Annotated in this window: 20 protein-coding genes; 16 read left to right on the top strand and 4 right to left on the bottom strand. The window is 56.7% G+C overall.

Annotated features, from left to right (window positions below):
* The 15 genes from QD357_RS04505 (at position 1) to QD357_RS04435 (ending at position 12,751) form a co-directional block, all read left to right on the top strand.
* Positions 1-432 (top strand): hypothetical protein, encoded by a 432-nt coding sequence (locus QD357_RS04505; RefSeq protein ID WP_183937687.1) that lies wholly within the window; start codon positions 1-3, stop codon positions 430-432.
* Positions 422-874: a hypothetical protein gene (locus QD357_RS04500; RefSeq protein ID WP_183937689.1), complete on the top strand. Its 453-nt coding sequence runs from the start codon at positions 422-424 to the stop codon at positions 872-874. The genes QD357_RS04505 and QD357_RS04500 overlap by 11 nt, the downstream gene beginning before the upstream one ends.
* The gene (locus tag QD357_RS04495; protein ID WP_414124067.1) at positions 861-1,514 is read left to right on the top strand and encodes a DUF4376 domain-containing protein; all 654 of its coding nucleotides are present in this window, start codon (positions 861-863) and stop codon (positions 1,512-1,514) included. Before QD357_RS04500 ends, QD357_RS04495 begins: the two co-directional genes overlap by 14 nt.
* 138 nt (positions 1,515-1,652) lie before the next feature.
* The gene (locus tag QD357_RS04490) at positions 1,653-2,285 is read left to right on the top strand and encodes a hypothetical protein (RefSeq protein ID WP_414124066.1); all 633 of its coding nucleotides are present in this window, start codon (positions 1,653-1,655) and stop codon (positions 2,283-2,285) included.
* Positions 2,286-2,345: 60 nt separating this feature from the next.
* Entirely contained in the window at positions 2,346-2,663 is a 318-nt protein-coding gene (locus QD357_RS04485; protein WP_183937694.1) for a cell wall anchor protein, read from the top strand.
* A gap of 27 nt (positions 2,664-2,690) precedes the next feature.
* The gene (locus QD357_RS04480) at positions 2,691-2,942 is read left to right on the top strand and encodes a hypothetical protein (protein ID WP_183937696.1); all 252 of its coding nucleotides are present in this window, start codon (positions 2,691-2,693) and stop codon (positions 2,940-2,942) included.
* Positions 2,943-3,013: 71 nt separating this feature from the next.
* On the top strand, positions 3,014-3,343 hold the full coding sequence (locus tag QD357_RS04475; protein WP_183937698.1) for a hypothetical protein: 330 nt from the start codon (positions 3,014-3,016) through the stop codon (positions 3,341-3,343).
* A 292-nt stretch (positions 3,344-3,635) separates the two neighbouring features.
* On the top strand, positions 3,636-4,721 hold the full coding sequence (locus tag QD357_RS04470) for an NAD(P)H-dependent flavin oxidoreductase (protein ID WP_183937700.1): 1,086 nt from the start codon (positions 3,636-3,638) through the stop codon (positions 4,719-4,721).
* A 105-nt stretch (positions 4,722-4,826) separates the two neighbouring features.
* Positions 4,827-6,347, top strand: coding sequence for an alpha-N-arabinofuranosidase (locus QD357_RS04465; protein ID WP_183937701.1), 1,521 nt, complete (start codon positions 4,827-4,829; stop codon positions 6,345-6,347).
* 74 nt (positions 6,348-6,421) lie between these two features.
* Positions 6,422-7,558, top strand: coding sequence for an ABC transporter ATP-binding protein (locus QD357_RS04460; RefSeq protein ID WP_183937703.1), 1,137 nt, complete (start codon positions 6,422-6,424; stop codon positions 7,556-7,558).
* Positions 7,559-7,722: 164 nt separating this feature from the next.
* Complete coding sequence (locus QD357_RS04455; protein WP_183937705.1) at positions 7,723-8,991, top strand: ABC transporter substrate-binding protein; 1,269 nt, start codon at positions 7,723-7,725, stop codon at positions 8,989-8,991.
* Between the two features lie 65 nt (positions 8,992-9,056).
* A complete protein-coding gene (locus QD357_RS04450; protein WP_183937706.1) occupies positions 9,057-9,938 on the top strand; it encodes a carbohydrate ABC transporter permease in 882 nt (293 codons plus the stop codon).
* Entirely contained in the window at positions 9,938-10,762 is an 825-nt protein-coding gene (locus tag QD357_RS04445) for a carbohydrate ABC transporter permease (RefSeq protein ID WP_183937708.1), read from the top strand. Before QD357_RS04450 ends, QD357_RS04445 begins: the two co-directional genes overlap by 1 nt.
* Positions 10,763-10,899: 137 nt before the next feature.
* The gene (locus QD357_RS04440) at positions 10,900-11,823 is read left to right on the top strand and encodes an ArsR/SmtB family transcription factor (RefSeq protein WP_183937710.1); all 924 of its coding nucleotides are present in this window, start codon (positions 10,900-10,902) and stop codon (positions 11,821-11,823) included.
* A 67-nt stretch (positions 11,824-11,890) separates the two neighbouring features.
* The gene (locus tag QD357_RS04435; protein WP_183937711.1) at positions 11,891-12,751 is read left to right on the top strand and encodes a sugar phosphate isomerase/epimerase family protein; all 861 of its coding nucleotides are present in this window, start codon (positions 11,891-11,893) and stop codon (positions 12,749-12,751) included.
* Positions 12,752-12,899: 148 nt separating this feature from the next.
* On the opposite strand, the gene QD357_RS04430 is transcribed toward QD357_RS04435, so the two are convergent.
* From QD357_RS04430 to QD357_RS04415, 4 genes are all read right to left on the bottom strand, one after another.
* Positions 12,900-13,106: a hypothetical protein gene (locus tag QD357_RS04430; protein ID WP_183937713.1), complete on the bottom strand. Its 207-nt coding sequence runs from the start codon at positions 13,104-13,106 to the stop codon at positions 12,900-12,902.
* A gap of 158 nt (positions 13,107-13,264) precedes the next feature.
* Complete coding sequence (locus tag QD357_RS04425) at positions 13,265-13,411, bottom strand: hypothetical protein (RefSeq protein ID WP_183937715.1); 147 nt, start codon at positions 13,409-13,411, stop codon at positions 13,265-13,267.
* A complete protein-coding gene (locus tag QD357_RS04420; RefSeq protein WP_183937717.1) occupies positions 13,408-13,704 on the bottom strand; it encodes a hypothetical protein in 297 nt (98 codons plus the stop codon). Before QD357_RS04420 ends, QD357_RS04425 begins: the two co-directional genes overlap by 4 nt.
* 134 nt (positions 13,705-13,838) lie before the next feature.
* On the bottom strand, positions 13,839-14,813 hold the full coding sequence (locus tag QD357_RS04415; protein ID WP_183937726.1) for a polysaccharide lyase: 975 nt from the start codon (positions 14,811-14,813) through the stop codon (positions 13,839-13,841).
* Positions 14,814-15,019: 206 nt separating this feature from the next.
* Between QD357_RS04415 and QD357_RS04410 the strand changes: the two genes are divergently transcribed.
* Entirely contained in the window at positions 15,020-15,508 is a 489-nt protein-coding gene (locus QD357_RS04410) for a heme-degrading domain-containing protein (protein ID WP_183937728.1), read from the top strand.
* Positions 15,509-15,519 lie beyond the last annotated feature (11 nt).

Genomic DNA, 15,519 nt, shown 5'->3' with positions numbered 1-15,519 from the left:
GTGACCGCGTTAGAAGACAGAACGATCCATTACATCGTCTATGGCCCTGACGGCGCGATCCGCCAGAGCGGCGACTGTGCCTTAAGCCTGCTGCCGCACTATGCGGGCCTCTATGGCGCTGGCTTCAAGGCGGTGGAAGTGCAGGCGGACCAATACTGGCGTGATATCGACGCGCACTGTTATGTCCTAGACGGCACTATTATTTCCAAAGGCACCGCCGTTGAAGTGCCGGACCTCAGCATCAAAGCCGACGGCGTAGACGAAGTGCGCTTTGCCCTGCCAGTCGGGACCTCCGTCATTCACAGCGGCCGGATTGTCGCCGTAGAGGACAATGTCTTCGAATTTGTCACTGATATGCCCGGCGATCACGAATTTTCTTTCCAGGCACCGGCCGCCTATCGAGATTTCAAGGTGACAATCCATGCGGTTTGATCGTCGTGCCGACCTTGATCAGCTCAGGGCACAGATAGCGGCAGATATCGAAGCGCAAGCCGCTGATGCTCGCGGGTTGTTTATCACTCTCGTGCCCGGTCAAGACGCCATTTATAGGCTCAAACGGCAAGAAGCCCTGTTGATTGTTGCCGACTTGCAGCAGGGCGCGAACGTACCCGAGGGCGAGACACTGCACATCACAGCGGAAGCGGCCGGCGACGCCGTAAGCCGTTTCGAGAAAGCAGTCGAGATCCTCACACGAGATCAGCATTGGGCAAGCGGATCGCAGATGATCGAATGCGTCCGCCGATCGGCAAAGTCTGCCCTTGCCGCCGCGACCACAGCTCCCGAAATCCGCGCCGCTGCCATTATCGATTGGCGCGAAGTGCGCGCTTTTGCCCAAGCCCAAACACAGGAAAGGACTGCCTATGTATCGCATTGACAGCATGTATGAACCGATGATCGAGGCGCTGTTGTCGGCGCGCGCCGAGAACAAGACCGATCGGTGGATGGCGTCGGCCGCCTTCTGGCTCGGTMGACAGCAGATCTACAATGTTAAAGACTATTGGCTGGCGCTGGCTGCCAAGATTACCGTCGAGCTGCCGGCCTCTGAAAAGGATGCGATCATCGAACAGCTCAGTAAGCAGGAAATCACATTGGTGGATGCCGCCAGCGATTGGCCGGAAGCACCGCCAAGCTTGATGTCTATCGTGGCTGGCTGGTMGCCCGAACCAGTCTCGGTCGATTTGCAGGCCTATGCGGCGACCAAACGTTATGCTGTTGAGACTGGCGGCATCGTGTTTGGCGATATGGCGGTTTCCACCGATCGTCAGAGCCAAGCACTCATCGCCGGGGCCTATGCCTATGTACAGGCCAACCCTACCATCACCGTAAATTTCAAGACTGCGAACGGCTTCGTCAATCTGACGGCCGCGCAGGTGAGGGCCGTCGCCAATGCAGTCGGCGCCCATGTGCAGGCTAGTTTTGCGGCTGAGGATGCGGTTGTTGAGGCAATCACCGTAGGCACGATTAAGACGGCGGCTGATGTCGACGCCTTCCCTTGGCCAGTAGTTGCGGCATAAGGGAGGAGGCCCTTACATGGATAAAAGTTTCTAACCAGCGACGGAAATAAATACGCGGCTAAATTGCCTGCGTTGGAGAATATCCTCTCGATCTCCAATGCTTCGATGCCGAATTTAACACTAGCCAAAGGATCATTCATGGATCGTGCGAAATTCTTCGCGGCATTGCGCTCCTCGCTGTTCCGCGGACGGCTGTCGCAAAATCAGGCGAACGGCATGGAGGCCATCCTCGATGCCTGGGAGGAAAGCCTATGCGATGTACGCTGGCTCTCCTACATGCTGGCGACGGCCTATCACGAAACAGACAATACGATGTGCGCCGTCGTGGAGAACCTCAACTACTCTGCCGCTGGTCTCAAGGTGACATTTCCGAAATACTTCACGGCAGCGCAAGCGGTGATCTATGCCCGGCAGCCGCAACGTATCGCCAATCGCGCGTATGCAAGCCGTATGGGCAATGGCGATGAGGCGAGCGGTGATGGATGGCGCTATCGTGGGCGAGGCTTGGTACAGATTACCGGTTACGACAACTATGCGAAGTACAGCCTTTCTGAGGAGCCCGACAAGGCCCTCGATCCCGCCAAGGCTGTCGAGATCCTGTTCGACGGCATGATCAATGGCCGTTTTACAGGCAAGAAGCTGGCCGATCACTTCAACGCCACTGTCACCGATTGGACCGGCGCCCGCAAAATTATCAATGGCAGTGATCGAGCCACTGACATTGCGGACTATGCCAAGTCCTTCGCCGCGGCGATCGAAGCGGCGCGGTAATCGGCGTCGCGAGACTGCGACGGCTCGATACAATCATTTCTCCTAGCAAAGGATTATCACATGCGTGCTCCGCTCTTAGCGGCGGCGATCGGATTTGCTTTGTCCGGCTGTCAGACGGCATCGCTCAATATCGCGATCCAGCAAAATCTCCCGAAGGCTTGTCAAGCATTGGAAACCGCATACGCCGCTTTCACGTCAATTGCGGAAATCGGTACGGTCAAACAATCTATGATCGACAAGGAAGCCGCGGCTTACGTCGGCGTCCGAAACCTTTGCGTCAATCCCGAGCGTGAAACGGCCGCGGATGTCGTGGCACAGGTGGCGCAGGCTTACGCGACAATCGATGCTGCTCTCAACATTGCTCGACAGGCGCAGTAATTTTCACATCTTCATAAAGGAAATTTCATGTTTAATACCAATGCTTTGCACAATATTTTGAACATACTGATTACCTTGTCCGCGCTGTTTGTCGCTATTCTCCTGGCGACGGGTTGCACACAGTTGGGCGATGGCACTTTGGAATGTTCGCGATCCTTTTTCAGCCCGAGCTACACGGCCTACATCGTCGCCGCCCTCGGTGGGCTCAAGATCGTGGTCAATATTACCCGCGACGGGCTTTCTGGTTTGGTGAAGCCTCAGCCGCCCGTCGTTAAATAATAGCGCCCCTCCTAGCCATATTACTTGGCGGGAGGTGGTAGCTTCCCAGCAAGGGCTTACAGGGATAGATCATGACGGTGAACGAATTTCTCGATGCATTGGGCATCAAGGCCGGCGTCGTCATCGCGGGCCTCTCCGGCGGCATTTTGCGCGGCTTGTCCCGTCGTCAATATACCACCAGAGAAATTATCGCGTCGCCCATTTGCGGGGCGCTGGCTGCGGCCTATCTGACAGAGCCCGCGCTTTACTATTTACGCGCTATCAATTGGCCGCTGCCGCAAAAGGACGCTGCTGCCATGAATGCGACTGCCTTCGTGGTCGGCGTCTGCGCCATGTGGATCGCCGACCTGATCCTCGATTCGATTGGCCGATGGATTAGAGGTGGAAGGGCCGCTCCCTGACCGCCACTATCATGTTCCATATCGTCGCATTTCAGTCCCCTGGTGGATGCGTCGGTTTTGCAGTGTGCCGTTTTTCCTATCTCCCTCTCCCGAACAGGAGAGGGCATTTTTTGCGTTTCTGGTTTTTGTAGCCTTTCTCAGCAGTGTTTTGTCGAGACAGGCTAATCCAGTTCGCAGCATGAGATTTTCGGTCCGTCGACAAACGCATGGGTTCATCCGCACTAATCATTATCGCCGCCTCTGTTAGGCTGATAATGATGGCTGGGGACACCGAAGACGAAAGGTGCTTGCGATGAGCCGATGGCCAGATACCCGGATCCTTGACCTATTTCACATCGACATTCCCATCATCCAGGCGCCCATGGCAGGCGCGACGACGCCAGAGATGGTAATTGCGGTAAGCGAGGCCGGCGGGCTCGGATCCCTGCCGAGTGCGCAATACAATGCCGAGCAACTCGGTGCGGCTCTGGATATGATACGAGCGGCGACGAAAAAGCCGATCAACGTGAACTTCTTCGCTCATACCATGCCTGAAGACGATCCCGCACGACAGATGGCCTGGCAAGCGCGGCTTGCTCCCTATTATGTCGAGGCGGGGCTTGATCCTGTCGCACCGGTTCCGGCTGGCGGCCGCGCGCCGTTCGACACCTCCTTCTGTGAGATCGTGGAGGCCTACCGGCCCGAGGTCGTCAGCTTTCATTTCGGAATGCCTGATGAGAAGCTGGTCCAACGGGTACAGGCAACCGAAGCGAAGATCATCTCCTCGGCGACCACGGTGGCGGAGGCGCGGTGGCTTGTCGAACGCGGTGTCCATGCTGTCATCGCCATGGGTTTCGAAGCGGGTGGCCATCGAGGCAATTTCCTGACGCAGGATATGGCGACGCAGGTCGGCACGATGGCGCTGGTGCCGCAGATTGTTGATGCTGTCGCGGTCCCCGTCATTGCCGCTGGCGGAATTGCAGACGCGCGTGGAATCGCAGCTGCTTTCGCACTTGGCGCTTCCGCAACACAGCTCGGCACTAGCTACCTGTTTACGCCTGAAGCGAAAATTCCGTTGGTTCATCGCGCGGCTCTGGAACACGCAGGCGATGACAATACCGCTTTGACGAATGTTTTCACCGGCCGGCCCGCGAGGGGCGTGATGAACCGCGTTATGCGCGAGCTGGGGCCACTCTCTGATCTTGTGCCGGCATTTCCCACGGCCGGCGGCGCTTTGGCGCCGTTGCGCGCCAAGGCCGAAGCGGCTGGTTCCGGTGATTTCACCAATCTCTGGTCAGGCCAGGCCGCGAAACTGGCGCAATCGCTTCCGTCGGCTGAGTTGACCGCTCTTTTAGGGAAGGACGCAATCGCGCTTATGGAACGGCTGGCAAGGAGCTGAACTACCAAGTAAATCAAAAATCACGATATAAAACAAAAAACTTGAATAATAAAATCTTTCATCATAACCTCGCAGTCAACCAACAGCAATAAGCGAGGGAGCACGATGAAAGCTGCAGCCGTCATCAACAAGGATTTTACTGTTTCCAACGTCGATAAGCGGGTTTTCGGCTCGTTTTTGGAGCACATGGGTCGGGCGGTCTATACCGGAATTTATGAGCCGGGGCACAGGACGGCGGATAAGAACGGGTTTCGTCAGGATGTTCTGGAGTATGTCCGCGATCTTGATATGCCGATCGTGCGCTATCCGGGCGGCAATTTCGTCTCGGCCTATCGTTGGGAGGATGGTATCGGTCCGCGTGATGAGCGGCCAGTGCGCCTCGATCTTGCATGGCGGACGCGCGAGACCAACCAGGTCGGCGTCAACGAATTCTCCGACTGGGCGAAGCTCGCCAAGACCGAGATGATGCTTGCCATGAACCTCGGCTCGCGCGGCCTTGATGACGCCCGCAATTTCCTCGAATATTGCAACCATCCGAGCGGCACCTATTGGAGCGATCTGCGCGCCAAGCATGGCTACAAGGACCCGCACAATGTCCGTATCTGGTGCCTCGGCAACGAGTTGGATGGTCCCTGGCAGGTTGGTCATAAAAGTGCTGCTGAATATGGGCATCTCGCCAATGAGGTCAGCAAGGCATTTAAATACTTCGATAAAACCCTCGAGACGGTGGCTTGCGGCTCCTCCAACGACAAGATGAAGAGCTATCCCGAATGGGAAGCTACCGTTCTCGATCAGGCCTATGAGAGCGTCGATTATATCTCGTTGCACAAATATTTCGGCAACGAGAAGCAGGACACGCTCAACTACTTCGCCAAGGCGATGGATCTCGACCGCTACATCGTCACTGTCGGCGGTATCATCGATTATATCAAGGCAAAGAAGCGCTCGAAGCGCGATGTGAAGATCTGCTTCGACGAATGGAACGTTTGGTATCACGATCGCAAGGAGGACGGCGAGCGTATCGCCAGTTGGAACTGGCCGGAAGCGCCGGCGCTGCTTGAAGAGGTCTATAACCTAGAGGACGCGTTGTTCGTCGCCTCGCTCCTCAACGTGTTCATTCGCCGTTCCGATCGCGTCAAGATCGCTTGCATGGCTCAGCTCGTGAACGTCATCGCACCAATTCTGACGCGTACCGATGGCCCCGCTTGGCGTCAGACTATCTATTATCCGTTGCAGCTTGCTTCCAAGTACGGACGCGGCACGGCGTTGAATGTCTCGGCGTCGGGCCCGACCTATGATTGCGAAGTCGCTCAAGATGTACCCTATCTCGACATATCGGCGGTGCTGCATGAGGGTGGCAAGAGCATCGCTGTTTTTGCCGTCAATCGCAGCGTTGATCAGTCACTCGATCTTTCTGTTGCGCTTCAAGGGTTTAAGAACGTCAAGGTCGAGAAGCACACGGTTATGGCCGGTGAAGATCTCAGGGCCCGGAATACCGTCGATGCGCAGCACACTGTCGTACCGAAGGAAGGCTCCGGTCTCGTTTTGACGGACGAGGGCGCTGTTGCCGGCAAGCTGCCGCCAAAATCCTACCACTTCATCCTGTTGTCGGTCGCATTGGCCTAACAGGCGGATCCGCTGGGCGGTGGCGAAAGAGGCCGCCGCCCGGAGGTAGAGTTGATCACGGGAGGATCAGGCTCATGGTGGGAATTCAGACTGCCGACGTTCAGAATGCCAAAGTCCAGAATTTAGGAATCCAGTTGACCGATGTCAGCAAGTCCTTCGGTGCGCTGAAGGTCATCCACGGTGTTGATATCAAAATAGAACAGGGGGAGTTCGCCGTCTTCGTCGGTCCCTCCGGCTGTGGGAAATCGACCTTGTTGCGCATGATCGCCGGACTGGAGGAAACGACAGGCGGGCGAATCGAGATCGAGGGCAGGGATGTCACACATAAGGAAGCTTCCACGCGCGGCGTCGCCATGGTCTTCCAATCCTATGCGCTTTATCCGCATCTGACCGTCTTCGACAATATGGCCTTCAGCCTGTCGGTGGCGGGCCGGCCTAAGGCTGAGATTGCCGAGAAGGTGCGGTCGGCTGCCGAGATCCTGCGTCTCACCGATTATCTCAAAAGCAAACCCAGCCAGCTTTCCGGCGGTCAGCGTCAGCGTGTTGCCATCGGTCGCGCCATTGTCCGCGAGCCTCGGGTTTTTCTGTTCGACGAGCCGCTGTCGAATCTCGATGCGGAACTGCGCGTGAAGATGCGGATGGAGATCGCCCGGCTGCATCGCCAGATCGGCGCGACCATGGTCTATGTGACCCACGACCAAGTCGAAGCGATGACACTTGCCGACAAGATCGTGGTCCTGAAGTCCGGCGTGGTGCAGCAGACCGGGGCTCCGCTCGATCTCTATCGCAATCCCGACAATATGTTTGTCGCCGGTTTTATAGGCTCGCCGGGGATGAATTTCCTCTCCGGCAAGGTTACCGGCAACGCCGACGGTCGTTTGGTTATCGCGCTTGATGACCAGCCTGAAACCTCGGTCGTCCTGGCTTTGAAGGGGGCTTTGCCGCAGATGGGAGCCAAGGTTTTCATCGGCGTCCGGCCTGAGCAATTGGTGCTGGACGGCGAGGTTCGGTCAGTCGCCTTGCAGGTGAAGGCGGAGTTCGTCGAGGAGCTCGGCGGCATCGCATACCTGCATGCACTGACCCGTACCGGCACTGAACTCACGATTGAGTGCCGCAGCGATCACCGCCCGAAACCGGGCGAGCCGGTGGAGCTGACGATGACGCCGGAGACGCTGCTTGCATTCAGTGAAAACGGCAAGCGCATTCGTTAGTATCGATTTTTTTGATACATACCAAAAAACTTTGAGTGAGCAGGCAGTTAGAGGTGCGGAATACGGCCGGCAAGAGGATGCCGGGTGTTTCCGATGGATTTTCCGGCTCGGTGGAGCGAGCCGGGTTCAATGGCAATCATGCCCCTGTGTTGGAGGAGACAGACATGAGACGACTTTTGAAATTGGCCATGGCGGCCGCTTTGACCTTGCTGCCGGCAACGGCGGCTTTCGCGCAGACGGAAATCACCTGGTGGGATTTTCTGAGCGGCGGCGATGGCGTGCGGATGAAGGCGCTGATCCAAAAATTCAACGATACCCATCCTGACATCAAGATCAACGCGACGACTCTCGAATGGGGCGTACCCTTCTACACCAAGGTGCAAACGGCCGCCGCCGTCGGCCAGCAACCCGATATCATGACTTACCATATCTCGCGCTATCCATTGGCCGTGCCGACCGGCATTCTGCGCCCGTTTACCGCCGACGAGCTTTCGGCAGCGGGTATCAAGAAGGAGAATTATGTCGACGCCGCTTGGAACTCAGCGACCTCTGACGGCAAGACTTACGGCATTCCCTTCGATGTCCATTCGATCATTCTCTACTACAACAAGGACATATTGAAGCAGGCCGGCCTGCTCGGCGATGACGGCCTGCCGAAGGGGCTGGACGGACTCGACAATTTCAATGCGGTGCTGGGCAAGATCAAGGCGCTCGGCAAGGTCCAATATCCGTTGTCGATCAACAGTGATCAGGGCGCCTCTATCTGGCGCATCTTCTATACACTCGTCGCTCAGCAGGGCGCGAAGTTCATGGACGGCAAAGAAATCATGCCGGGAGATGCCAGCCTGAAGGCGCTGGATACGATAACGAATTGGGTCAAAACAGGTTATTCCCCGCAGCTTATCTCCTATGAGGCGTCGATTGCGCTCTTCACCTCCGGCAAGGCTGCGATGCATATCAACGGCGTCTGGGAAGTACCGACCATGGTTGACCTGGAAAAGAAAGGTCAACTCGGCTTTCAATGGGGTGCGATCGAAATTCCGAACCTGATGGGGCAGCAGGCGACCTGGGTCGACTCCCACTCCTTCGCGATCCCGAACAGCACCGTAAAGCCGATCTCCGAGGAAAAGGTCAAGACCGTGCTCGAAGTCATCCGTTGGATGAACGAGAACAGCATCTCCTGGGCGAGTGCCGGCCACATCCCGGCTTATAAGCCTGTGACCGCAAGCGCCGACTTCAAGAATATGCAGCCGAACGCTGTCTATTCAAAGCTCGCCGATACCGCCGTCTACGATCCGATCTCGCCGCTCGCCGGTGTTGCTGGACCGATCTACGAGGCCGCGCAGAACTTCATCATTCCGGCAATCAACGGTCAGCTCGATCCGAAGGATGCCATCGATCAGATGCGTGAAGAGCTGCAGAGCCAGCAGTAGGGGCCCAAAGCGCAAAGCCGACCGGAGTCATTCCGGTCGGCGTCCGGCCGGCAAGAGGAGACGCCATGTTTGCGAACGAAGGACGAAAGAAGGGCTTGACCGCCGTGTTGATGGTTGCGCCCTTCGTGATCGTCTACCTGATCGTATTTGCCTATCCCGTCTATAAGATGTTTGCGCTGAGCTTCACGAATGCCCCGCTGATCGGCGACGGCCAGTGGGTGGGCTTCGACAACTACGTCAAACTCTTCAGTCAGAAGCTGTTCTACACGTCGATGTGGAACACCGGCTATTTCGTCCTTTTGAGCGCCGTACCGAACACGGTGATTGGGCTTGCACTGGCGCTGATGGTCGTTCGGTTGGAAGGCCGCTTGCAGAGCCTGGTGCTCGTGCTGTTCTTCATTCCATATATTCTACCAGTCTCTGTTGTCACGACGATCTGGAAATGGGTGCTGGACCAGCAATTCGGCATCGCGCAAAACGTGATCCAACTTTTCACCGGCCATCCCGTCAGCGTTTTTCGTGATCCCATCTGGGCAATGCCGATGGTTGCTTTTGTCACCATCTGGTGGACGAACGGCTTCAACTTGCTGCTTTTCATCGCTGCGCTCAAGAACATTCCCAAGGACTACTATGAAGCCGCCGCCCTCGATGGTGCGTCTCGCTCCCAGGCATTTCGCCGCATAACTTGGCCTCTGATCTGGCCGGTAACGACCCTTGTGCTGACGCTGCAGCTCATCCTGCAACTGAAAATCTTCGATCAGATCTATCTGCTCACCGAAGGCGGGCCGTTCAATTCCACCTATGTGCTGCTGCTGCTCGTCTATCGCGAGGGCTTCCGCCTCAGCCATGGCGGCGCTGCTTCCGCGATCGCGGTCATATTGTTCCTAATCATCGTCGTCGTGTCAGTGCTGCAATACCAGCTTCTGAGAGTGAGGAGGGCAAGCTGATGCCAGGACGCGCGATTGGTAACTCGCTGCTATTGATCTTGACGCTTTTCATAGCCGGTCTCTGGGCCTTTCCAATTTACTGGGCGATCGTAACGTCGATGAAGCCGGAGCAGGACGTCATTGCCAGCACGACTTTCATTCCACGCGTGTTCGATTTCTCGTCCTATTATTTCGCGCTGTTCCAGACCAATCTACCGACCTGGTACATGAACTCGCTGGTGACATCGATCAGCGTCACTGTAATCGTCATTTTGATCAGTATGATGTGCGCCTATGCGCTCTCGCAGATCGTGTTCGCCGGGCGGCGAGTGCTCTATTTCGTTATTCTGGCAAGCTTCATGGTGCCGTCGCAGGCGCTGATCATTTCGCAATTCGTGCTGATGCAGAAGCTGGGGCTGATCAATACACTGAGCGGCATCGTCCTGCCGCAGCTCATCGTGCCGGTTGTCGTCATCGTCTACAAGCAGTTCTTCGATTCCGTGCCGAAGGAGCTGCGTGAGGCGGCAAAGCTCGATGGTTGCGGCGAGTTCCAGATTCTCTTCCGGCTTTACCTGCCGCTGAATTGGGGGATCACGACGGCGCTGGCGATTATCACCTATATCATGGCATGGAACGCCTTCTTGTGGCCCTTCCTGGTGTCGAATTCCGAAAACACCATGACGGTCACGGTCGGCATCACTCAGGTCGACGATGCTTTTGGCATCAAATATGCCCGGGACATGGCCGTGGCGATCCTTGCCGCTATGCCTGTTGCCGTCGCCTATCTCCTGTTCCAGAAACGGGTGACGCAGGCTTTGATGCTGTCTTCGGGCATCAAGGGGTGAGCGGCTGCGTTTTCCCGACCGGCCCGCGGTATCTCTCCCGAACCGCGGGCCGGTACCCTGAAAAAGTGAGAGGAAAGCAACCGAAGAGCGTGGTATGAGCCAAAGATTGCTATGACGTGGAGATATGACAGTTCGATATGGAGACTAAGCTTCTAACAGTCGATCCGATGAAGGATACGGAGGTCGTCGAGGCCCTGGGGTCGGCAACGCGTATCGAAATTCTCAATCTTCTCCGTCTCAAAGGGCCTTTGAACGTCAATGACATTGCGGCGCATATGAAGCTGCCGCAGTCGACTGCCGCCATCAACATCAAATCGCTCGAGAAGGCCGGACTAATCGAGACCCATACGATGAAAGCGAGCAAGGGCAACCAGAAGATTTGTTCCAGCGTTTATGGCGAAATTCTCATTCGCTTCGAAAATCGTTCTACCAGCCTGCGTGAGGACGTCGTCGCCGTCAGCATGCCGATCGGCCTGTTCACGGAGTTCGAAGTTGGGCCGCCCTGCGGTCTGTGCTCGGTCCACAATGTCATCGGCATGCTCGATGTGCCGGGCGTATTCCTCGATCCGCAGCGCATGCAGGCGGCGCTTCTCTGGTTCACGCGCGGTTATGTCGAATATAAGTTCCCGAACAATGCCAAGGTGAACGGGCGTCGTATCCGCAAGGTGGAATTCTCCGCCGAACTCAGTTCCGAGACGCCAGCCACCAATTCCAACTGGCCATCTGATATCTCCATCTGGGTCAATGGCATCAAGGCCGGCCACTGGACATCCCCAGGCGATTTTGGCGACAGGCGCGGGCTCTATTCGCCAAGCTGGTGGAAACTCAGTGGTTCGCAATACGGCAAGCTGAAGACTTGGAGCATCGACGACCAGGGCACTTGGATCGACGGGACCATGGTCTCGATGCAAACGATCACGTCGCTTGGGTTGCACGATCATCATTCGATCCGCTTTCGCATCGGCATCGATGAGACGGCCGGCAATCCCGGTGGCCTCAATATTTTCGGCAAGGGTTTCGGCGATTTTGATCAGGACATCGTCATGTCGCTCTATTTCTGATTTGCTGCCGAAAGCTTGGGCTTCGTCAAATCGGGAAGTCCGCTGCGGGTAATTAGGAGGAGATTCAATGGCTTTCACGGCTGATTTGGCAGATCGTTTTGCCGTTTCCACATGGTCACTGCATCGCGCACTCGGCGGCACCTATCCCTACAAGCCCGGCGGCGCGGACACTCCAGCGCGCCAGCCGACCTATGGTGAAGGCTCGGTAGAGCTGATCGATCTTCCGAAACAGTTTGCCGAACGCGGTATCTTCCGCATGGAAATTTGCTCGTTTCATCTGCCGAGCCGCTCGCCCGACTATATCGCCGGCCTGCGGAATGCCTTCGACAGGGCAGGGGTCAAGGTGCAGACGCTATTGATTGAAGACGGCGACCTCAGTGATCCCGAGACGGCCAAGCGCGACGTGGAATGGATGGCGAGCTGGATTGAGGTCGCTGTGACCCTCGGTGCCGAGAATATGCGCGTGATCGCCGGTAAGGCGCGGCCGACCGACGAAGCACTGAGCGGGGCGGAAAAACATCTTCGTTGGCTGGCCGAACGGATTGCCGGCACTGGTATCCGCCTTGTCATCGAAAACTGGTTCTCGCTGTTGCCGGGGCCGGTCGAGGTCCATCGTGTGCTTGACGCGCTTGATGGCAAGCTTGGCCTCAACGGCGATTTCGGCAATTGGACGGGCGTGGGCAAATATGGCGATCTCGCTGAGATCATGGGTCGTGCCGAACTCTGCCATGCCAAGGCGCATTATTCGGAAACCGGCCTCGATACCGAGGACTATGTTCGCTGCGTCGAACTCTCCAATGCCGCCGGCTATAAAGGCCCATTCACGCTGATCTACGACTCCTCGTTTTATGAGGATGAATGGTCGGGGATATTGGAGGAGCGGGATTGTATCGCGGGCGTGTTGCGGAAGGCCGCTGCGGCGGCGTGACCGCACCATGATTACAGCGGCGAGCTACATTCGCTGCAAGCATGCTCACGCCAGCCGAAATCTAGCGCTTCCGACTTGTCCACGGGTTGCGGCGAGGCCGTCTTCTGCCGATGAGACGCTAACAGAGGGCTGAGCCGGCGCTACGATTTCAATGAAATTCGTAATTGTGCAAGGCGCCGAGCAGTTGGTCCTGCGTCTGATAGCCAGCATCATAGAGGCTGATCGCGACATTGGCCGCCGACAGTCCTTCCTGGCTTTGCAGTTTGATCCTGTGTTCGGCACACCAGGCATAGAGCGCGCCGGCGAGGATATCGACATCATCGGAATATAGGGGCGAGTTGACCATCATAGACATTCGCTACACCGTGGTTGGAAGCTCGAACTTGAGCGGGAGCGGAGCAAGACTGCTTTGATTCCGAAAGTTTGCAATCGGCTTCTCTCGCCGGCGTTAACGCCTGCCTGATTTGATACAGATACAGTTTCGTATTGGCACAGGTGCTGGCTCGAAGGGGACTATTGCGGCGTCTGATCCGGTGCGTGTGGCGCCGGGTTTTCAACCTGATCCTTGCCGTTATGCGGTACGGCGAACAGGAGCACACCCAGCGCAAGGGCGAGCGCCACCATGATCAAAAGGATCAGTCTTGGCCGCGAGGGCATCATTGGTGGACCGGCTGCGACGCTTCGACTGCTGCTTCGATCAATTCCTCTGCATAGGATAGTGCGGAGGCTGTATCTTCGCCATCGAGTTTCAGTTCCCGGCATTTGCGATGCATGGCCCTGCGAATCTCAGAAAGTAAGGTCGCGTCGACATCGACATGACCTTCGAAAAAGACGTGCGTCAAAGCGGATTGGGCTACGACTTCGAGGACTGCGACACGCCCCTCGATTTCGCCAAGTGAAGGAATGGCATTCTTCTCCACATGGTGTTTGCAATCGCGATGAGTGGTGAGCATTTCAGTGGTCTCCTCTGCTGAGGCAAATAACCAATGAGAGGCAAAAAAGTTCACCCAAATCTTACGAAAATCTGGACCGGTGGCAACTAACTTTTCGCGGCGATATCATGGACGAGGAAGTGTGCGAAAATCGGTCATTTCAATGGGCAGAGCTTCGCATCCGACAGGACATCGGCACAGCGGGGCGAACGGCGAAAATCGTCATAGTAGAGCGTCCATTCCGTCGTGTCGGCGGCGCGATAGGGGCCAAACTTGAAATACTGGTTTTTGCCTAAGCCCTTGTCGGCATGACCGATATGTCCCTTGACGGTGACAATCCATTTATCATTGGCGAAGATTTCGATATGGCCGGTGCCGTCAGGGCCGGGCTTGCTGTAGATGGCGAAGTCGATCCAGCCGGAATCCGGCGTCGGCAATTTGTTGCCGTGGTCGGTGATGGTGATGGCGCTGGTGCAGCCGGTGAATTCCTTGCCGTCCTCCTTACCCCAACTGCTATCGGTGGCGACCAGGGCTCGCATCTGGTTGGTGTCCGAGCGGAACCAGACAGGCGTCTGACTGTCGTCACATTTCTTGGTCGCGTCGCTGACCGCGGTCGTCGGCGGAGCCACATAGTTGGTTTCGACGGTGGCGAAGAGTTTGCCGTTGTTCAGTCGCAGTGCCAGGAAAGGGCTGAAATCCCCCTTTGCCTTCGGCCCGATCTCTCGCTTCCACTGCGCAATGAGATAGCGATGATCACCGGAGGGAATGGGGTCGGCGAATTTGACCGCGAAGCCATACCAAACGCCTTGGTTATAAGGGACCCGATATTTGGTGCGCTCCCAGATCTCTGCTCTTTCGCTGCAGTTCGACTTGCCCGCGTCGCAGAGTGGCTTGACGCTGAGCTTCAGTGCCCCGGTGCCGGTGCGTTTTACTTCCGATTGAAATTCGATCTTACCAGCCTTCTGTTCTGAATTGTCGCGATAGTAGAGATGGCCCGACGGCGCGAAGTCCGTACCGTCGAAACCATCGTGCAGAACCAATTGAGCTGGATCCTCGGCCATAGCGGGGGGCGTCATGGCGCAGGTGCAAGTGCAGGCCAGGATGGCGGGCAGTGCATATTTTGCGTTCATGACAGCGGGCTCCTTCGGCGCGATGATCTTGGTGCACTATCAATGACCTGTTCGCCTTCCATGGGCAAGAGGAGGCGGCATTCGGTAAGTGATCGCTGGCAGTTTGGCCAAAAGTGGCGGCTCGGTTTCGACATGCCGAAGAGATAGGTAGACAAATCATCTCGTTCGCGTTTGATAAGCCGGCCAATTTTGGAGGAAGGATTTTCATGACGATCGAACACGACCTCAGCCGCATCGCGCTGCAGGAGGAGACGCTGCGCTTCGATGCTTTCGATCTTTCGACCGCCTGGGTGCTCGGCAAGTTGCTGCACGATCTTGCCAGCGAACGCAATTTGGGTGTCGCGATTGACATCACGCTGCATTCCATGCCGGTTTTCTACATCGCGCTGCCCGGTTCGACGCCGGATAATTCCAACTGGATCCGCCGCAAGCGCAACATGGTGTTGCGCTATTTCCGCAGCAGTTATGCGAGCACTCTGCGGCTGGAACAGCAGGGCAAGAGGATCGAGGACAACGGGCTTTCAAGCGCCGACTATGCCGCATCCGGCGGCAGCTTTCCGATCTTCGTCCACGGCACAGGCTGCATTGGCGCCGTCACCGTGTCGGGACTTCCGCAGCGTGAAGATCACAATCTGGTCGTGGAGGCCCTGGCGCTCACGCTTGGCCACGAACTGCACAATCTCAGCCTGTCGTAAAAGATGATTGC

Source organism: Rhizobium sp. BR 317 (assembly GCF_047445835.1).
GTDB classification, from domain to species: domain Bacteria; phylum Pseudomonadota; class Alphaproteobacteria; order Rhizobiales; family Rhizobiaceae; genus Rhizobium; species Rhizobium paranaense.
The sequence above is the reverse complement of the archived record's forward strand: the minus strand, read 5'-3'. Positions and strand labels throughout refer to the sequence as shown.